Raw genomic sequence first — 16,436 nt, 5'->3', positions numbered from 1 at the left:
GGAATGAACCGGCGAGTCTATCTGGCGCTAACGGGAACACCTTGAAGAATGTGGGGTGGAACTAGGCGCCGCGTCCGGAAGGTTGTTGCTGCCGGACGCGGCACCGTTGCTTTTACTACGTTGCTACTTAGGCGTTTACGGCGGCCAGGGTCTCGGCCAGGGAGTCCTTGGCAGCAGCCGTGACGGCCTCGGTGGTGATGCCGAACTCGTTGAACAGCACCTTGTAGTCAGCCGATGCACCGAAGTGCTCGAGTGAGATGGAGCGGCCTGCGTCGCCAACAAATTCACGCCAGCCCAAAGCCAAACCGGCTTCAACGGAGACGCGTGCCTTGACGGCCTTGGGCAGAACCTGCTCGCGGTATTCGGCGCTCTGGGCGTTGAACCACTCGACACACGGCATTGAGACAACGCGGGCTGCGATGCCTTCGGCGGCCAGTGCTTCGCGGGCCTCAACAGCCAGCTGAACCTCGGAGCCGGTACCGATCAGGATGACCTCGGGGGTGACGACGGCGCCGTCGGACACTGCTTCTGCCAGAACGTAACCGCCGTTGGCAACCAAGTCAGCCGAAGCAAACTCGGTGGCCGTAGCTGCACCTGCGCCACGGGCGTAGGTGGGGATGTTCTGGCGTGTCAGCACGATGCCGGCCGGGTTTTCCTTGGTTTCAAGGATCTTCTTCCAGGAAGCGGCAACTTCGTTGGAGTCACCGGGGCGGACAACGTCCAGTCCCGGAATGGCGCGCAGGCTCGAGAGCTGCTCGACCGGCTGGTGCGTGGGGCCGTCCTCGCCGAGGCCGATGGAATCGTGCGTCCATACGTAGATGGAAGGCACGCCCATGAGAGCGGAGAGGCGGATGGCCGGGCGCTGGTAGTCGCTGAAGATCAGGAACGTTCCGGAGAAGGCGCGGGTGGGCCCGCCCAGGTGGATACCGTTGACGATCGATGCTGCGGCGTGCTCGCGGATACCGAAGTGCAGTACACGGCCGTAGGGGCCACCGGACCAGGTGTCGGTCTGCTTGGAGGCCGGGATGAACGAGCCAGCGCCTTCAATGGTGGTGTTGTTGGAACCGGCGAGGTCGCAGGAACCACCCCAAAGCTCAGGGAGGACACCGCCAATGGCGTTCAGCACCTTGCCGGAAGCAGCACGGGTTGAAACATCCTTGCCACTTTCGAAGACGGGCAGGTTCTCTTCCCAGGCTGCGGGGAGTTCCTTCTTCTCGATGCGCTCCAGCGTTGCTGCATTCTCCGGGTTGGCGGACTTCCAGGCTTCAAAGCCGGTGTTCCACTCTTCACGGGCTGCGGCGCCGCGCTCAACAAGCTTGCGTGCGTGATCCAGAACAGCAGGCTCTACTTCGAAGTTCTTTTCCGGGTTGAAGCCAAGGACTTCCTTCAGGGCTGCAACTTCGGCAGCACCCAATGCGGAACCGTGGATGGCGCCGGTGTTCTGCTTCTTCGGTGACGGGAAGCCGATGATGGTGCGCAAGGAGATGATCGACGGCTTGGTCGTCTCGGCCTTGGCCGCGGCAAGGGCTGCATGGAGCTCAGCAACGTCTTCAACGTATTCGCCGGTCTTGGTCCAGTCAACGCGCTGTACGTGCCAGCCATAGGCTTCGTAGCGCTTGAGCACATCTTCGGAGTAGGCGATGTTGGTGTCGTCTTCGATGGAGATGTGGTTGGAGTCGTAGACCACAACGAGGTTGCCCAGTTCCTGGTGACCGGCAAGGCTGGAAGCCTCGCTGGTGACACCTTCCTGGAGATCGCCGTCGGAGGCAATGACCCAAACGGTGTGGTCGAAGGGGCTGGTGCCTTCGGCTGCGTCGGGATCCATGAGCCCGCGCATGCGGCGCTGGGAGTAGGCGAAGCCAACGGCCGAGGCCAAGCCCTGACCCAGCGGTCCGGTGGTGATTTCAACACCGGCGGTGTGCTTGTATTCGGGGTGGCCCGGGGTCAAGGAACCCCAGGTGCGCAGTGCTTCCAGGTCAGACAGTTCCAGGCCATAGCCGGACAGGAACAACTGTACGTAGAGCGTCAATGACGTGTGACCGGGGGACAGGATGAAGCGGTCGCGGCCGAGCCAGTCCGGGTTCTTCGGGTCGATGCGCATGACCTTCTGGAACAACAGGTAGGCGGCCGGAGCCAGGGACATTGCGGTGCCCGGGTGGCCGTTACCGACCTTTTCCACAGCGTCAGCAGCCAAAATACGTGCAGTGTCTACTGCGCGCTGATCTTCGGCGGTCCAGGTAAATGTAGGCAATTCCAGATGTGACACTGACAGGTCCCTCTCGTTATGGGCATAAAAATGCAACTCCGGGACATTCATGGAGCAACAACATAAGCGATCGTTGTGCCCCGCGCCCCGGTACTCCTTCAGTAAGCTTAGCCATGTTCTGCGGAGCGGCGCTGTGGCTCGGCTCTGCTGTGTCAGGCGCTTCTAAAGTTACACGACATGGGGTCCAAACGTGATTAGTTTTCATATGTTGAGACCTCTCCCGTCACGCTTTGACATTCCGCATTTAGTGGAGCAGCGGGAAGGACGGCTATGATATGGAGTGATTAGCTACGGTTACGGCCAGTCCCGCAAGACGGGTGCCCGTAGGTTCAAATGAAGTAATAGTTTCCACTTTGCGGCAGGTGTGGGGCTAACAACGAAAACATGGTGACAGTACACGTGAGTGCAACGCATGCCCCGATCTCCGAATCCTCTCCAAAGGTTTCTGTCGGTTTTTCAGAGAAGGCCAAAGGATATTTGGCGCTGACGAAGCCCCGGGTCGTTGAGCTCTTGTTGGTCACGACATTGCCCACCATGTTTTTTGCGCAAGGCTTCTCTGGCAAGGGCGGTGTGCCCAGCCTGTGGCTCATGATTGCCACCATGGTGGGTGGCGCGCTGGCCGCCGGTGCCGCCGGTGCGTTCAATTGCTACATTGACCGTGACATGGACAAGATCATGAACCGCACGTCCAAGCGGCCCCTGGTCACGGGCGTCATCACCCCGCGTGAAGCATTGGTATTTTCTTGGGTCCTGACCGTCTTGGCCATTGCCTTGCTGTGGAGCATCAACCCGCTGACAGGCCTGCTGGGTATTGGCGCCATCTTCCTGTACGTGGTGGTTTACACCCTGATCCTTAAGCGACGCACCTCGCAAAACATTGTGTGGGGTGGGGCAGCGGGCTGCATGCCCGTCTTGATTGCTTGGGCGGCCGTGACCAACACCGTTCAGTGGCCCGCCGTCATTCTCTTCATGATCATCTTCCTCTGGACGCCGCCGCACTACTGGCCGTTGTCCATGCGCTACAGCGATGACTACAATGCTGCCAACGTGCCCATGCTCGGCGCCGTAGCCGGGTCACGCACGGTCGCCGTGCAGGTGGTTCTCTACACGTGGGCCATGGTGGCCTGTTCCTTGCTGATGGTCCCGCTCGGCGGCGCCGGCATCGTTTACACGGTTGTCACGGTAGCTGCAGGTATCTGGTTCCTCATTGAGGCCCACACGCTCTACAACAATTCCAAGAAGGACCTTGTCACCAAGAAGAACGCCATGAAGGTCTTCCATGCCTCCATCACGTACCTGACGCTGGTCTTCCTTTCCCTGGCCGTGGATCCCTTTGTTGGATCCGCGCTCATGGGCTAGTCCTTTCAGGACGGACGACGGCGGCCGGCTGGCTCTCTTGGAGAGCTCGCCGGCCGCTTTTCTTTTGTCTTCGGTGAGCAGTAGAAGTGGGGGTCATCGGTTCGAGCCCGACATTGGGTCGGGGCGGTGCCGCTGACCTCCGGCTTTACTGGGGGGAGTGGCCTCGAGCTTCGCCATTCTGGTGGAGTTCATTAAATTGATTGCCGTCCCGGCTACGCGGTTCGCGGCTTGTTGGTTGTCGTGCGAATCAGGGCCCCGTTCGCCTCACGCGATTTTCCACCACGGATCCGACAAACTCGTTGAACGGTTTCTTGGGCAGGAGAATGTGGTTCCACGTCGGGCAGGTGCTTATCTGACCCGTGGTATCAACTCCAAATGAACTACGCGGCGCACACGTACATTGCCGTCCTGAGGTGCACTGTGGAGTGACCTGCTTCGGTATTGAGGTCAGCAAGCAAAAGGACTACCGATGGAAGGCAGTCTGGTTGTTACGCGTCGCAGAGGATGGTCATGAGTCGCGGCGTTGGACGTCCATGCAGACGATCCAGCCTGTGGGCACAAGTTGATCGGGCCATGAGTCGGGGTGAGATTTAGGAGTTCACCTTCGCTCACGTGCGCGATCCAACAACAATGTCAGAGGCTTCGGGGATACTGACTTCATGACCACAGTTGTTCGCCCCGAGTTCTTGTCAGCGTATACGTCGTTGCCGACCAGATCCGCTCTAAAGCGCTTTGTTGGCCTGGAGACGCGGGCCCTCTCTGCGAAAAGCGTCCCGAATGCAACTGGTGCCCGTTCACTTGGCCTGTGGTGGGGATGACCATGGCATCTGGTATCGAGGGTGACGTCGCCCGCATCGAGGCTGCTCTGAACACACCGACCTTGAAGCTGCTGGACCGTAAGTCTGCAGTTGTCGCCATGCCGCTCTTCGCTGCTGTGTTCCCCGATGACGCTCAGCCGGTACCGGTCGAGCAGCTCCACACTCGTGTCGACGCACTCCTTGACGAGCTGCGTGCCGCCGGGTACTCGGCGCCCTCCACCGGCGGGAAGTCACTCGCCATGCAGTGGGTCCGGGAGCGTTGGCTATTCCGCGACCCCGGCCGCGGCCAGGAGACCTACCAGCTTACCGGAGACGCCAGACAGGCCTTGGACTACGTGAGCCGAGCAACGCGGTCCCAGCTAAATGTCTCTGTGTCCCGTATTGAAACAATGCGACATGTCGTCTCCGAAGCGGCGCTAGCCGCGAACCCTGACCGGGAGGAGCGCAAGCGGCGTCTATCCGAGGAAATCTCCCGCCTGCAGGCCGAGTACGACCGACTGGACTCCGGGGGTGATTTACTGGTTTCTTCGGAATCTGAGATGTCTGAGCAGTTCGCGAACGTATTGCGCGAGCTCGATGGCCTTCCTTCTGACTTCCGCAGGGTTGAAGAGTCCGTCCGGGAGATGCACCGGAACATCACTAAGAGATTCCGTGAGGAGGAGCGTCCAGTGGGGGAGGTCGTCGATGACTATCTGGATCGGTCGGACAACCTGTTGACCAGCACCCCGGAGGGCCGAGCGTTCGCCGGAGCACTGGAGCTGCTTCGCAAGCGCGATTGGCTCACCCGACTACGCACCGACTTGGACACGATCCTCTCGCATCCGTGGGCAGGGAGCCTGCTCGCTAATGAGCAGCGCCAGCTGCGCACAGCGGTGGACGTGATTCGCCGTGGCATCTCGGACGTCCTCGGCCAGCGGCAGAGGCTCTCGGCCACACTACGGGAGCACATAGAGAACTATGACCACATCCGCAACCGCGAGCTCGACGGAGTGCTCCGAGGTATCGACCGAGAGATGCGCTCCTGGATGCAAACGGCTCGTGCCCGCGACCACGTCGACGTCGAGTTGATCCCGCCGGGTCTAGACATAGCCGCGGTGCGTTTCAGGACCTACGACCCTGGCAGTGAGCGTGCGCCCGAGCCGCTCGAGGACGTCTCTCATGAGGCCCCGGCTCCACTGTCGCTCGAAGATATCCGCAAGCAGGGTGGTCCTTCCTTGGACCAGCTTCGTCGGCGCATCGACGAGAAGCAGTCCTCGGGTGACCTGGCGTCCGCCGACGCGCTGTTCAACTCCCTGCCGGAGGAACTCCGCCGGCCCGTTGAGATCCTAGGCCTCATGCACCTGTTTACCCGGCTGGGAGCCCATATCGATCCGGTGCTGCGCGAAGCGGTCTGCGCCGTGCGGCCGGACGGAAGTACACGTCGTTTCCTGATGCCGACGTCCATGTTGCCCGAGACTGAGAAGGCCCGTCCCGAAGGAGATTCTTGATGACAGACAACCTCGCTACCGATGAAGACCTGCCTTACCTCTTCGGTTCGTTTGAAGCGGACTCGACCTCGGCTGACGGGCAGGACGACAGCGGAGCGACCAGCCTTGTCATGTTCGAGGGGGATACCGGTGTGCTGTTTCAAGAACAGCGGCGCTGCCTGCATGCGCTTCTTAAACATCGGTATCTCTCAGCAGATCGCCACCCTGAGCACTGGACAGTCCTCTTGGCTAATCAAGACTTAATCAAGAGCCGGCTTAACGAGCTGTTTTTCGAGCTCCACCTTGACCGCGATCACCAGATCGCCTTCAAGCGGCAGGCCAGTACCGAGTCGGGTGAGGCCCTACCATCACTAATTCGTGACGTGTCGCACACGAAAGAAGAGACCATTGTGATGGTCTTCCTCAGGCAGCGATTCTTCGCCCAGCGACAGGAAGGTGAGGACGTTGTGTTTGTTGACCGCCAGGTGCTGCTCAGTGAGGTGGCCGACCAGCGTCCCGAGCACGCCACTCATCGTGCTATGGACCAGAAGCGCGCTCTTAATGCGATCGACGGCCTGGCCACCGCTGGTGTGCTCATCAAGACCGCGGACCCAGAGCGGCTCCGGATCTCTCCGATCATCGAGGTCCTCCTGCCGATCGAAAAGCTCCGTGCCCTGTGGACTTGGCTCATGATCCAAAACGGTACCGCGCCCGAGAATAGCGATACCGGCTTCGTCATCGACGACGAACCCGACGTGCTCTTCGACATCGTGAAGGACAACGAATGACCCTCAACCAGATGCTGCCCGCGGGGCTGACCGCGCCAACGAACCCTGCGCAGTGGCGGGTGGAAGCTCTCCAAATGGTGAATTGGGGTGGATTCCACGGCCGCAACGAGGTGCGGTTCTCACCCGGCTCCACATTGCTCTCCGGGGCGAGCGGGACCGGAAAATCAACTCTTCTGGATGCCTACCTGGCGCTGATGATGCCGTCCGTTACGCCGTTCAATGGGGCATCCAACGACGCAGGAGGACGTGCCCGGTCGTCCGAGCAGCGGAACCTGCTGACTTACCTTCGCGGGAAGATGGATACGAACCGAGTCGACGGCTCCGACGAGATGCGTGATCAGGTGCTGCGCGGGGTCGACGGTGCTCCCATCTGGGGCGCTCTGGCAGCGACGTTCACCAACGATCAGAGCCGACGATACACCGTCCTGCGTATCTACTTCGTGAAGTCCGGTGCGACTGTCAATGGTGACGTCACCACGACCTTCGCCGCCTACGAGGGATACCTCGACGTATCTAGGCTCGAGCCCCTGGCCGTCACCCGTTTCGACAAGCGTGCTCTGAAGGTGGGTATCCCCGGACTGACCACGTTCAACACCTTCTGGGAGTTCGAGGGGACCCTGCACACCCGACTGGGCATCGGCGGTTCAGATGGCGGTAAGAAGGCCATGCGACTACTCGCCCGTGTTCAGGGTGGCATGGAAGTCAAGCGCGTCGACGGTCTCTACAAGTCCATGGTCCTGGAGGAACCGATCACCTACCGGGCCGCAGACGACGCACTCGAACACTTCGCCAACCTGGAGGCTTCTTATTCGAAGATGGTCGACGAGGCCAACAAGGTCAAAGCCCTGCAGCGCCTACCAGGGTTGCAGAACGAACTGGCCGATGCAGAGGCTAAGGAACTGCTCATCCGGCAGTTCGGGGCCGAGGACGACGGTCCTTCGTCGTTCCTGCTTTGGCAGCTGCGTACCGAGCGCCGCCTTCTCGACGAGGCAGCGTTGGAAAACCGTCGCGATCACGCGAAGACCTCCACTTCGTTCAATCAAGCTAGCGCGGACGAAGCCATGCACGAAACGCACCTGACTCAGATCGCAAAAGACAAACTAGCCAACGGCGGTGGTGCAATCGACGAACGCCGTGATGAGATCACCAGCCTCGAGACCACCCGTGATGCGGCCTATCTGGCCAACCTTAGATTTCAGGCAAGGACCGAGGCCATCAGGCTAGTCGTACCGGAAACGGCTGCCCAGTTCGCCGAGGCGCACACCGCTGCGGCGGAATTCCTGGCCAACTTCGACGCGCGTGAGCAGGTGCTCCAGAACGAGGAGGAAACCGTTCGGGATGAGCTATCCCCACTGTCGAGTAGCAAGTTCGATCTTCTGGACGAAAAGAAGTCCCTTCAAGGCCGCGCGGGTATGGTCCCGCGCGGACTGCACGAAGCGCGCGTGCGGATGGCCGAGGCCGCAGGCTTGGACCCGATGACTGAACTGCCGTTTGTGGCCGAACTTATCGACGTCCTGCAGGGGGAAGAGCGCTGGCGCAAGGCCGTGGAGACCACGCTGGGCGGCATCGCACGGACTGTGCTGGTCGACCGCAGCACCCGGAACAGGCTCTCTGCGGCGATTGATGGAATTGCGATCAGGCCGCGCATCCGGTTCCAGGCCGTGACCCCAGCCGAGCACGAAAACTGGCGCGGCGACCCTGACCACGTCTCGGGGAAGCTTGTGTTTAAGGATTCGCCATACTCGCGCTGGGTCCAGGACCGAGTCAGTGGCAATAGTGTTGACCACCTCTGCGTCCCCGATGCCGCGTCGCTTGGCGGCCCGGGGCCGCGGGTCACCCCCACAGGGCAGACACGCGACGGCGACAGAGGCGCGCATGGGGAGTCCAGCGAAGGCAACATCATCGGCTTCTCTAACGAGCGCCGGCTCGCCGACATCGGTGAGCTGCTGGCCGAGCTTGAGCCGCAGATCACCGCGGTCCGCAGTCGCATCAAAACTATCCAGGAACGCCTCACCGATCTCCGGCAGCAGAAGGACGCCCACGTCCATGTTCAGGACACAGTTTGGGGCGATATAGACCATCTCGGCATCGAACGGCGTGTCAGCGAACTCCAGAACGATATTCAGCGACTCCGCGACGCTAACCAGATCCTCGACGAATTGCAGAACGAAGAAGAACGCATCAAGCCGCTTCTCACCAAGGCCAACCGGGACAAGGTTCTCGCCAACGACCACCTAGAGAAATTGGACAAGAAGCACAGCCAACTCGTCTCTGACCAGGACTCCGTCCAGGATGACGTGGATGCCATTGTCGATGGACAGACGGCCACCGTCACCGACGCGCAGCGGATATACCTAGACACCCTATTCGTCGACAATTGGGATACCACGAGCCTGGACTCGTTCAGCAAGAACATGAGTGCTCTACGTAGACGCTTGGGATCGGAGGCCGAGGCGGAACGACGCGGCGCGCGCAACGCAACGGGCGCGATGGAGGCAATGTTCGAGGCATACAAAGCTCAGTGGACCGAGCACAACCTCGGCACCACCGCGGCTTCCGCCAGCGGCTACCGCGAGATACTCGATCGGATTGAGTCTGAGGGACTGTACGAACGCCGAGACCGCTGGCGTCGCGAGTTCGCCGCCTGGTCCAGTGATGACCTGCTGCGCCTCAACGACGCATTCGACACCGCTCTCGAGGACATCGAGAACCGTCTCGTACCGATCAACCACATCCTCGAGACCCTGCCGTTTGGCGGCAAAGGCGTCCTGCAGATCAACCTCCGGCGCCTCCAGAGCGAGGACCTGAGTACTTTCCGTCGCGGTCTGCGCGAGCTCTCGTCCGGCCTCGCCCTTGAGCTCACGGATCAACAGGTCGAGACGAGGTTCAGGAAACTCCGCGAGTTCATGACCTGCATCCAAATCCCCGAGGGCCACACCAAATCCTCAACGTCTCGGCGTGACCGGTACCTCGACGTTCGCCAGCACGTCGTCATCACCGCGGTGTGCCTTGATGAGAACCACCGTGAGATTGCCACTTACGACTCGCTCGGCGGCAAATCAGGTGGGGAGACACAGGAACTGGTTGCGTTCATCGTCGGCTCGGCGCTACGTTACCAGCTTGGGGATGAGTCCCGCTCCCGACCGACGTTCGCCCCGGTATTTCTCGACGAGGGGTTCGTGAAGTCCGATAGCGAGTTTGCAGGCCGATCCGTCAAAGCGTGGCAGGACCTCGGCTTCCAGCTCATCATCGGTGCTCCATTCGATAAAGTGACGGCGCTCGAGCCGCATATGGACCTGCTCCTCACCGTCACAAAGAACATGCGGGGCTACTCCTACATCAGCGATTTTCCAGACGCGCCAGACACCGGTGACGACGCATGAAGTCACCGGAGACTGTAGCCGCGGACATTCGTCGTCGACTCACCGGGAAGTGGCACGCCGACCTAGTTGGCGAGGAGTCGGGGTTCCCGCACGCTTTTCCGCTGGGGCGTCCATCTGCATCTGACCTGCGCGCAGACTATGCGGCCGTCCATGCACAGACGGTCGAGTGGCAGGACTGGGCCAGAAAGCATGGAGTCATCATGGTCTATGAGAGTCGTGCAGCCAAAGGACGGACCACGCAAACCGTCCCCACCCACGTGAGAATCGCGTCCATCGACCAGGCAGCGGCAATCGTCGCCAACGAGTGGCCCGAGCGACTCGCCCGGGCTCGCCAGCGGCTGGTCGTCCTGCTCGAGAGGTACCCGCACGTGGTCGAAGTCGGTCGAGTCCTCCGACTCGTCGACACGTACTCGACGGTCGACTTCGAACTGCTCCTCACTGTGACCGACTGGTATCTTGAAGACCCTGCCCGCGCAGCCCTTGGCGTCACGCCGCGTCAGGTGCCGATTCCCGGTGTCCATGCGAAGTGGCTGCAGTCCCACCGGGCCGGCGTTCAGGCGCTCACTGGTCTGGACGACCTCGGGCTCTTGCCAGGTCACCCGTCCCGCATCCATTTCACTTACCTCGACCCCGAACACCTGGAAGCCGGCGAACGCGTTCACGACTCGGCGACTGCTGGTGACAGCTTCACGCCCGCATATCTGCCTGAGGTCGTCGTCATCTCGGAGAACAAGGACACGGCGATCCACTTTCCATCCCTTGGAGGCGGCATCTCGGTCGAAGGCGTCGGCAAAGGCGGGAAGACACCCGCGTCGTTCAGCTGGATCAGAAACGCTCCCGTAGTCGTGTACTGGGGCGACATTGACCGCGACGGCTACGAGATCCTGAACGGCTACCGAGTCGACTTCGAACGCGACATCGACTCAATTCTCATGGGCACGGAGACCTACGAGACATACGAGGAGTTTGGCACCAACCTCGACCAAAACGGCAAAACCCTTGAGCCGGGCTTCCCGAAACCGGTGGACAAGCTCCGCACGGACGAGCTGGTGGTGTACCTGCGTGTCCTTGATGCGCAGTATCCCGGAAACCGGCGAGTCGAACAGGAAAGGATCCCTCTTACACGAGCGCTCGAAGCGGTGAAGCTTGTCCGCAAACGATGGACGAGGCGCGACGATCAATAATCGAAGCAGAGGGCGCCCAGTACAGGCAGACTTCGGGGCGTTCTTCTTGATTCGTGGCGCGATATTTCCGGTACATTGTGGATCTGATGGTCAGCCGCCAGGGGGCGTGGAGTAACGAACACCTTTTGGGCTTTCTGGACAGATCTGTGAGGTTATTTCTGCAGGGGTTCCTCTTCGAATATTGCTATCTGCAGCACCCCGATTCACCCGGCTACCTGACGACCCGGCTGGACCCGTTCCCGCCCGACGCCTTAACTAACGCCATTCAAGAGCTCTGCGACCACCTTACGACCACCGAAACCCGCTACCCCGGCACCGAGCTGACTCTACGCTTCGAATTCAAACCCAAAAACCAATGTTCAAAACACTAGATCGGCGACCGGAGCCCTGTGCCTGCGGTTCGTGACAGTCATCGCCCGGTGACCACGCAATCGATCGCGGCGAGTCCTGATTGTCAGGCAAGGGCCGGCCTTACGAACCGGATCAATGAGATCCAGCAACGACTCATCCGGCTGGCCGCCGCCGCAAGAACTTGGTCGTAGACGACCCTATTTTGCTTCCCTAAGGTACTTGTGGCGCTACAGTAACGCGTAACTTGACTGCGTAAACTAGTAGGCCGAGTGCGTAATCAAACTCCGTCAAAACCATGATGGAAGGGTTTTGACACGATTTGTGGGGGGATCACAATGGATCTTGATCAGTTGGGTAAACTTCTCGCCGGCATAGCTGGCCTGCTCGCCGTAGGTGTGACCATCACTCTGGCGGCTCGGAAGGCCACGAATCGGGAGTCGATTGCGCATCGCCGCGCTTCAGGGGCGTTGAGCCTGCTCAAGGCCTGGGATGAAACCGAACTTGGCGGGGAAGACCATGGCGATGTGCGGGCCAGGCAGACCCTTCGTCGCGAACTTGTAGAGCAAGCTTTCCGCTCCACCCAGATCTACGTTTCCTCGACCAAACCAACGTTCGTCTCCTACTGGCAGCCATTCCTTATCCTTGTTGTCAGTGTTTTTTGGTTCTGGAACTATATCCAGAGCACAGAGACTCCGAATCCTGACAATCCATGGCATGTGGCTGCGGTCCTGGGCGTTCCGCTGGTTCTGATCTTCTTAGTCATCTTCATAGTCATGAGGGTTTCCCAGCACCACGACGACGAGAGGGCGTTGAAGAAGTCGCGCAATCGGACGGCCATTTATGTCAAGGCAAAGGCAAAGGCCAAGCAGAGCATGCAGGAGAAACGGAACAAGGCGTTGGTTTCAGCAGGCAGCCAACGTGGGCAAACCGAGGAAGAAGGATGACTTGGCAACGCTTATTGGATACGCCAAGTTTAGTGCAAAGGAGCGGAACGTCGACCTGCAGCACGAGGCTCTCAACGCCGCAGGTGCTTATCGGATCTGGACGGACGGCACCTCGGGCGTCGCTGCAAACCGTCCGCAGTGGCAGGACTGCCTAGGCGACCTCCAGCCCGGCAATGTACTGGTCGTGAATGTCCTGTAGCGGTTCGGGCGAAACACGGCTAACCTAGCTGCGGTCGTGAAGAATCATTCCGAGCGTAATGTGGGGCTCCGGTCATTGCCGGAAAGTTGGCTGGATACCACCAACTCCCAAGGTCTGTTGACGTTGCACTTCTTCTTCGCCAGTGCCGAAACGAGCCTAACAGGCTCCGCGAACGCATCCTGGACGGCTCGAAGGCCGCCAGATCCGAGGAGGGTTGATGGGATGCCAACGAAGGTGACGCCTGACAAGTCCGCCGCGGCATATGAAATGCGTGCCAAGGGCGGACGATCAACGACATAGCGAAAACCTTAGATGTCAGCGAGGCCACCGTGGTATGTCACTTGGATGGGCTGTGGCGTGGCCAACGCCCCGCTGCCAGGTAGGAGTTCGTCGCCGGGGAGGGGGGCGCAAAGACGATTTTCAGGTGTTACTTCTATTCGTAGACTTGAAGTATCGTCTCCTCTTTGCGGATTGCGAGCTTCGCTCACGGAACCATGGCTACCTGGCGGGTGCCGGGCCCTGGGCAACGGCATCACCAATGGCAAGGACTGCCCGCGCAGGCTAGTCCTATCAAACAGAGAACGGTGGGGTCCAAATGGGTGGGACGCTGATTGCTGCAAGGAAGACGACTGATGATTATGACCGAGTCACCCGAAACCTACCGGTTTGAACGAAGAGCAACGGCAATATAGTAGCTATTGTTGTTGCGCGCGTACCTCTGGAACAAGGGCCAAAAGCCACTAATGGCAAGGATGAAGCGACACTCGGGTCTAAAGTGGGGGTCGTCGGTTCGAATCTGATAAGGGCCCAGAACATGCGGTTTGTGCCGCTGGGTGGACCTGTCCTTCCACTGGTCAAAATAGCTCTCTGTGCAAAAAGCCCGGCCCGCCGACCAAGATTGGCGGCGGACCGGGCTTCCTCATACGAAGGCTTGCCTACTGCGCGGGAGCTTGTGCCTTGCCTCGGTTCAGGACCACGTCCACAATGTTCGTGCCCACCGCGAGGGTCAGGGATGCTCCTAGCATGTGGACGCCAACGAGCAGCGCCGGAATGCCGGTGAAGTACTGCCAGTAGCCAATGAAGCCCTGGAAAATCACTGTAGCGAAGAGCAGGATCGCCGCGTTGCGAAGCATGTCGCCCTTGCCATTTCGCCACAGCAAGATGAGCAGGAGCAGCGCGGTGGCCACCAGGACGTACACGGGGACCACATGGATGCGCGTTGTGAGATAGCCGTCGAGCTGCATGCGCGGCGAGGTTGAATCGCCCGAGTGTGGGCCCGAACCCGTCACCAGCGTGCCGAGGACAACTGCCAGGTAGCTGGCGACTGCCGCGACGACACTGAGCTGGCGGACGAGGCGAGCCGGACGCCTGACTGCGGCAGGCGCCGTCGTACCTGTCCTGCTGTAAGCCCGGTTGACCAGCAACATCGAGACCACCACCAATGCCGCGGAGACCAAGAAGTGCAGGCTCACAACGTAAGGGTTGAGTCCCGACAGGACCGTGATTCCGCCGATGACAGCCTGTGCCGGAATGCTCGCCAGCAGTCCAAAGGCGAGCCAAAACAGATCCTTGCGTTCCTTGCGCATGTTCCAGAGCAGCACCAGCAGTGCAAGTGCGACGGCGGCCAACGCGAACGTGAGCGTCCGGTTGGCGAACTCAATAAAGCCGTGAATGCCCATCGCGGCGGTGTTGGTCAGCGACTCCTCCGTGCATTTGGGCCAGGTGGGGCAACCAAGGCCAGATCCGGTGACACGCACAACACCACCAGAGACGATGAGGACTCCCTGGCCAATCAGCGTGCCAACAGCAAGCCGCTTGATCGCGGGCGTAACGCTGGTGGGCAGCTTGGTGATGAAAGTTTCGTACGCATTCTTCAATTTCTCAGATGCGGTGTTGCCTTGACTCACTTTGGTGTCGCCTTTCAATTCCATTTGAACCACTTGAGCGCGGCGATGGCTGCAACCACGGCCCACGCCAGCAAAATAATCAGGCCCCACACGTCGAGGCGGCTCTCAATCAACGCTGCCCTCATGAGGTTGCCCAAGGCCCCTGATGGCAGCCACTGGACGAGTCCTTCCAAAGAGCTGGAAAACTTGCCGGCGGGCAACACAATCCCGCCGACGGAGGCCAGCAGAATCCAGCCAAGGTTGGTAATGGCAAGAGTGGCTTCGGGACGAACGGTCCCGGCGATTAGCAGTCCCAGAGCGGTAAAGGCTGCGGCGCCGAGAACGAGTAACGGGATGCCCAACAGGATCCCGGCGAACGGAGGGCGCCAGCCCATGAACGCTGCGACAGTTGAAATCAACACCACCTGAAGAGCCAACACAACCAAAACGGCGATGACCTTCCCGGCAATCAATCCACCTTTGCCCAGCGGCGTCGTCGAAAGGAAACGAAGTACGCCATAGCGACGGTCAAACCCGGTGGCAATGCCCTGGCCGGTAAACGCCGTCGAAAGGGCGCAGAGGGCCAAGATGCCAGGCGTTGCTACGGCCACTCGGGAATGGCCCATGCCATCAAGTAGTGGAGTCGCGACCAAGGCCAGAAGGCCCAGCAACGGCATAACAACCATCAGCACCAATTGCTCGCCATTGCGCAACATGGTGGCGGCCTCATACCGCCCTTGGCTGATGATCCGGCGGGTCAGGGTTGCAGGACGGCCCGCTGGGGCGTCGTGGAAGAGGGTGCTCATTAAATCCCCATGGATTCGTGGTTGTTCCCCGCACCTGAAATGGACAGGAAGACGTCCTCAAGGGACTGTGATGCCAGATGAACGGAGGTGGGCATGATGGCGTTCTGTGCACACCAGGAGCCGAAGCGGCCAAGGTCCGCTGGTTCGAGGTCGCCCGCCAATGTGTAGCTGCCTGGCCTTGTCTCTGTACAGCTAATACCGGAGCGAACGAGGGGCGCAGTATTGAGGTGCGGCGTGGCCTCGAAGGTCATGGCGCGCTGGCTCAGTGCAGCCGTTGACTGTTTCAGCAATTCCTGGACCGTGCCTTGGGCTACGGATTCGCCCTTGTCGACGATATATACGTAATCGGCCAGTCGTTGCGCATCGTCAAGCAAATGGGTGGTCAGAATAATGGCCTTGCCGCTATCCCTTAGCTCCCGGATCAGCTCAAAGACCATGAGCCGTGATTGCGGATCCAGACCCGCACTTGGCTCGTCGAGGAAGAGTACCTCCGGATTGCCGATCAGGCTGGCAGCCAAGGCAACCCGTTGCTTTTGGCCTCCGGACAGGCGGCGGATGTTGGTGTCGGCAAACTCGCCGATGCCCAGCCGTTCGACGAGCGCATCCACGCTGAGTGGGTTTTCGTAGAGGGTGGCAACATGGCGCAGCAAGGCAACGGGCCGCGCTGACGGTGGCAGTCCGCCGTCTTGAAGCATGACGCCAACTCTGGCGCGAAGTCCGGCGTCGGCCGTTTGCGGATCCTGGCCCAAAAGGGAAATGTCACCACCGGTGCGCACTTGGAGGCCCTGGGCGCATTCGATCGTCGTCGTCTTCCCGGCACCATTGGCGCCGAGCAGGGCCGTCACTGCGCCAAAGTGGGCCGTCAGGCTAATGTTGGAAATGACGCGCTTCATCCGGCCATCCAGGCCCGGCACGGGCCCCACGTCCTTGATGAGCCCGGAGATCTCCAGGGCAGGGGAAAGTGTCTTTGTCACGCCGTCATTCTA

11 protein-coding genes are annotated in these 16,436 nt (G+C 60.3%); 7 read left to right on the top strand and 4 right to left on the bottom strand.

The features are described 5' to 3' along the window. Positions 1-127: 127 nt before the first annotated feature. The gene (tkt, locus tag ACP7B9_RS05085; protein WP_425861346.1) at positions 128-2,266 is read right to left on the bottom strand and encodes a transketolase; all 2,139 of its coding nucleotides are present in this window, start codon (positions 2,264-2,266) and stop codon (positions 128-130) included. A gap of 387 nt (positions 2,267-2,653) precedes the next feature. On the opposite strand from tkt, the gene ACP7B9_RS05080 reads away from it, so the two are divergent. From ACP7B9_RS05080 to ACP7B9_RS05050, 7 genes are all read left to right on the top strand, one after another. Continuing rightward, positions 2,654-3,625: a heme o synthase gene (locus tag ACP7B9_RS05080; protein ID WP_425861773.1), complete on the top strand. Its 972-nt coding sequence runs from the start codon at positions 2,654-2,656 to the stop codon at positions 3,623-3,625. Positions 3,626-4,445: 820 nt separating this feature from the next. Beyond that, positions 4,446-5,930 carry a DUF3375 family protein gene (locus tag ACP7B9_RS05075; RefSeq protein ID WP_425861344.1) on the top strand — a complete coding sequence of 495 codons (1,485 nt, stop codon included), beginning with the start codon at positions 4,446-4,448 and terminating at the stop codon, positions 5,928-5,930. Beyond that, a complete protein-coding gene (locus tag ACP7B9_RS05070) occupies positions 5,930-6,697 on the top strand; it encodes a DUF4194 domain-containing protein (protein ID WP_425861342.1) in 768 nt (255 codons plus the stop codon). Before ACP7B9_RS05075 ends, ACP7B9_RS05070 begins: the two co-directional genes overlap by 1 nt. Next, positions 6,694-10,080 (top strand): ATP-binding protein, encoded by a 3,387-nt coding sequence (locus ACP7B9_RS05065; RefSeq protein WP_425861340.1) that lies wholly within the window; start codon positions 6,694-6,696, stop codon positions 10,078-10,080. The genes ACP7B9_RS05070 and ACP7B9_RS05065 overlap by 4 nt, the downstream gene beginning before the upstream one ends. Then, a complete protein-coding gene (locus ACP7B9_RS05060; RefSeq protein WP_425861338.1) occupies positions 10,077-11,264 on the top strand; it encodes a DUF3322 domain-containing protein in 1,188 nt (395 codons plus the stop codon). Before ACP7B9_RS05065 ends, ACP7B9_RS05060 begins: the two co-directional genes overlap by 4 nt. A gap of 686 nt (positions 11,265-11,950) precedes the next feature. Beyond that, positions 11,951-12,559 carry a hypothetical protein gene (locus ACP7B9_RS05055; RefSeq protein WP_425861336.1) on the top strand — a complete coding sequence of 203 codons (609 nt, stop codon included), beginning with the start codon at positions 11,951-11,953 and terminating at the stop codon, positions 12,557-12,559. Position 12,560: 1 nt separating this feature from the next. Beyond that, complete coding sequence (locus ACP7B9_RS05050; RefSeq protein ID WP_425861334.1) at positions 12,561-12,758, top strand: recombinase family protein; 198 nt, start codon at positions 12,561-12,563, stop codon at positions 12,756-12,758. Between the two features lie 935 nt (positions 12,759-13,693). Here the strand turns inward: ACP7B9_RS05050 and ACP7B9_RS05045 are convergent. Genes ACP7B9_RS05045 through ACP7B9_RS05035 form a run of 3 tightly spaced genes read right to left on the bottom strand, consistent with a single transcriptional unit; the run spans position 13,694 to position 16,424 of the window. Then, positions 13,694-14,635: a COX15/CtaA family protein gene (locus ACP7B9_RS05045; protein ID WP_425861772.1), complete on the bottom strand. Its 942-nt coding sequence runs from the start codon at positions 14,633-14,635 to the stop codon at positions 13,694-13,696. Positions 14,636-14,679: 44 nt separating this feature from the next. Next, a complete protein-coding gene (locus ACP7B9_RS05040; RefSeq protein ID WP_425861332.1) occupies positions 14,680-15,450 on the bottom strand; it encodes an ABC transporter permease in 771 nt (256 codons plus the stop codon). Next, positions 15,450-16,424, bottom strand: a complete 975-nt coding sequence (locus ACP7B9_RS05035) for an ABC transporter ATP-binding protein (RefSeq protein WP_425861330.1) — start codon at positions 16,422-16,424, stop codon at positions 15,450-15,452. The genes ACP7B9_RS05040 and ACP7B9_RS05035 overlap by 1 nt, the downstream gene beginning before the upstream one ends. Between the last annotated feature and the right edge of the window lie 12 nt (positions 16,425-16,436).

The organism is Arthrobacter sp. TWP1-1, from assembly GCF_049897845.1.
GTDB lineage: Bacteria > Actinomycetota > Actinomycetes > Actinomycetales > Micrococcaceae > Specibacter.
Note: the sequence above shows the minus strand (reverse complement) of the source record. Positions and strands in the feature narration are given on the sequence as shown.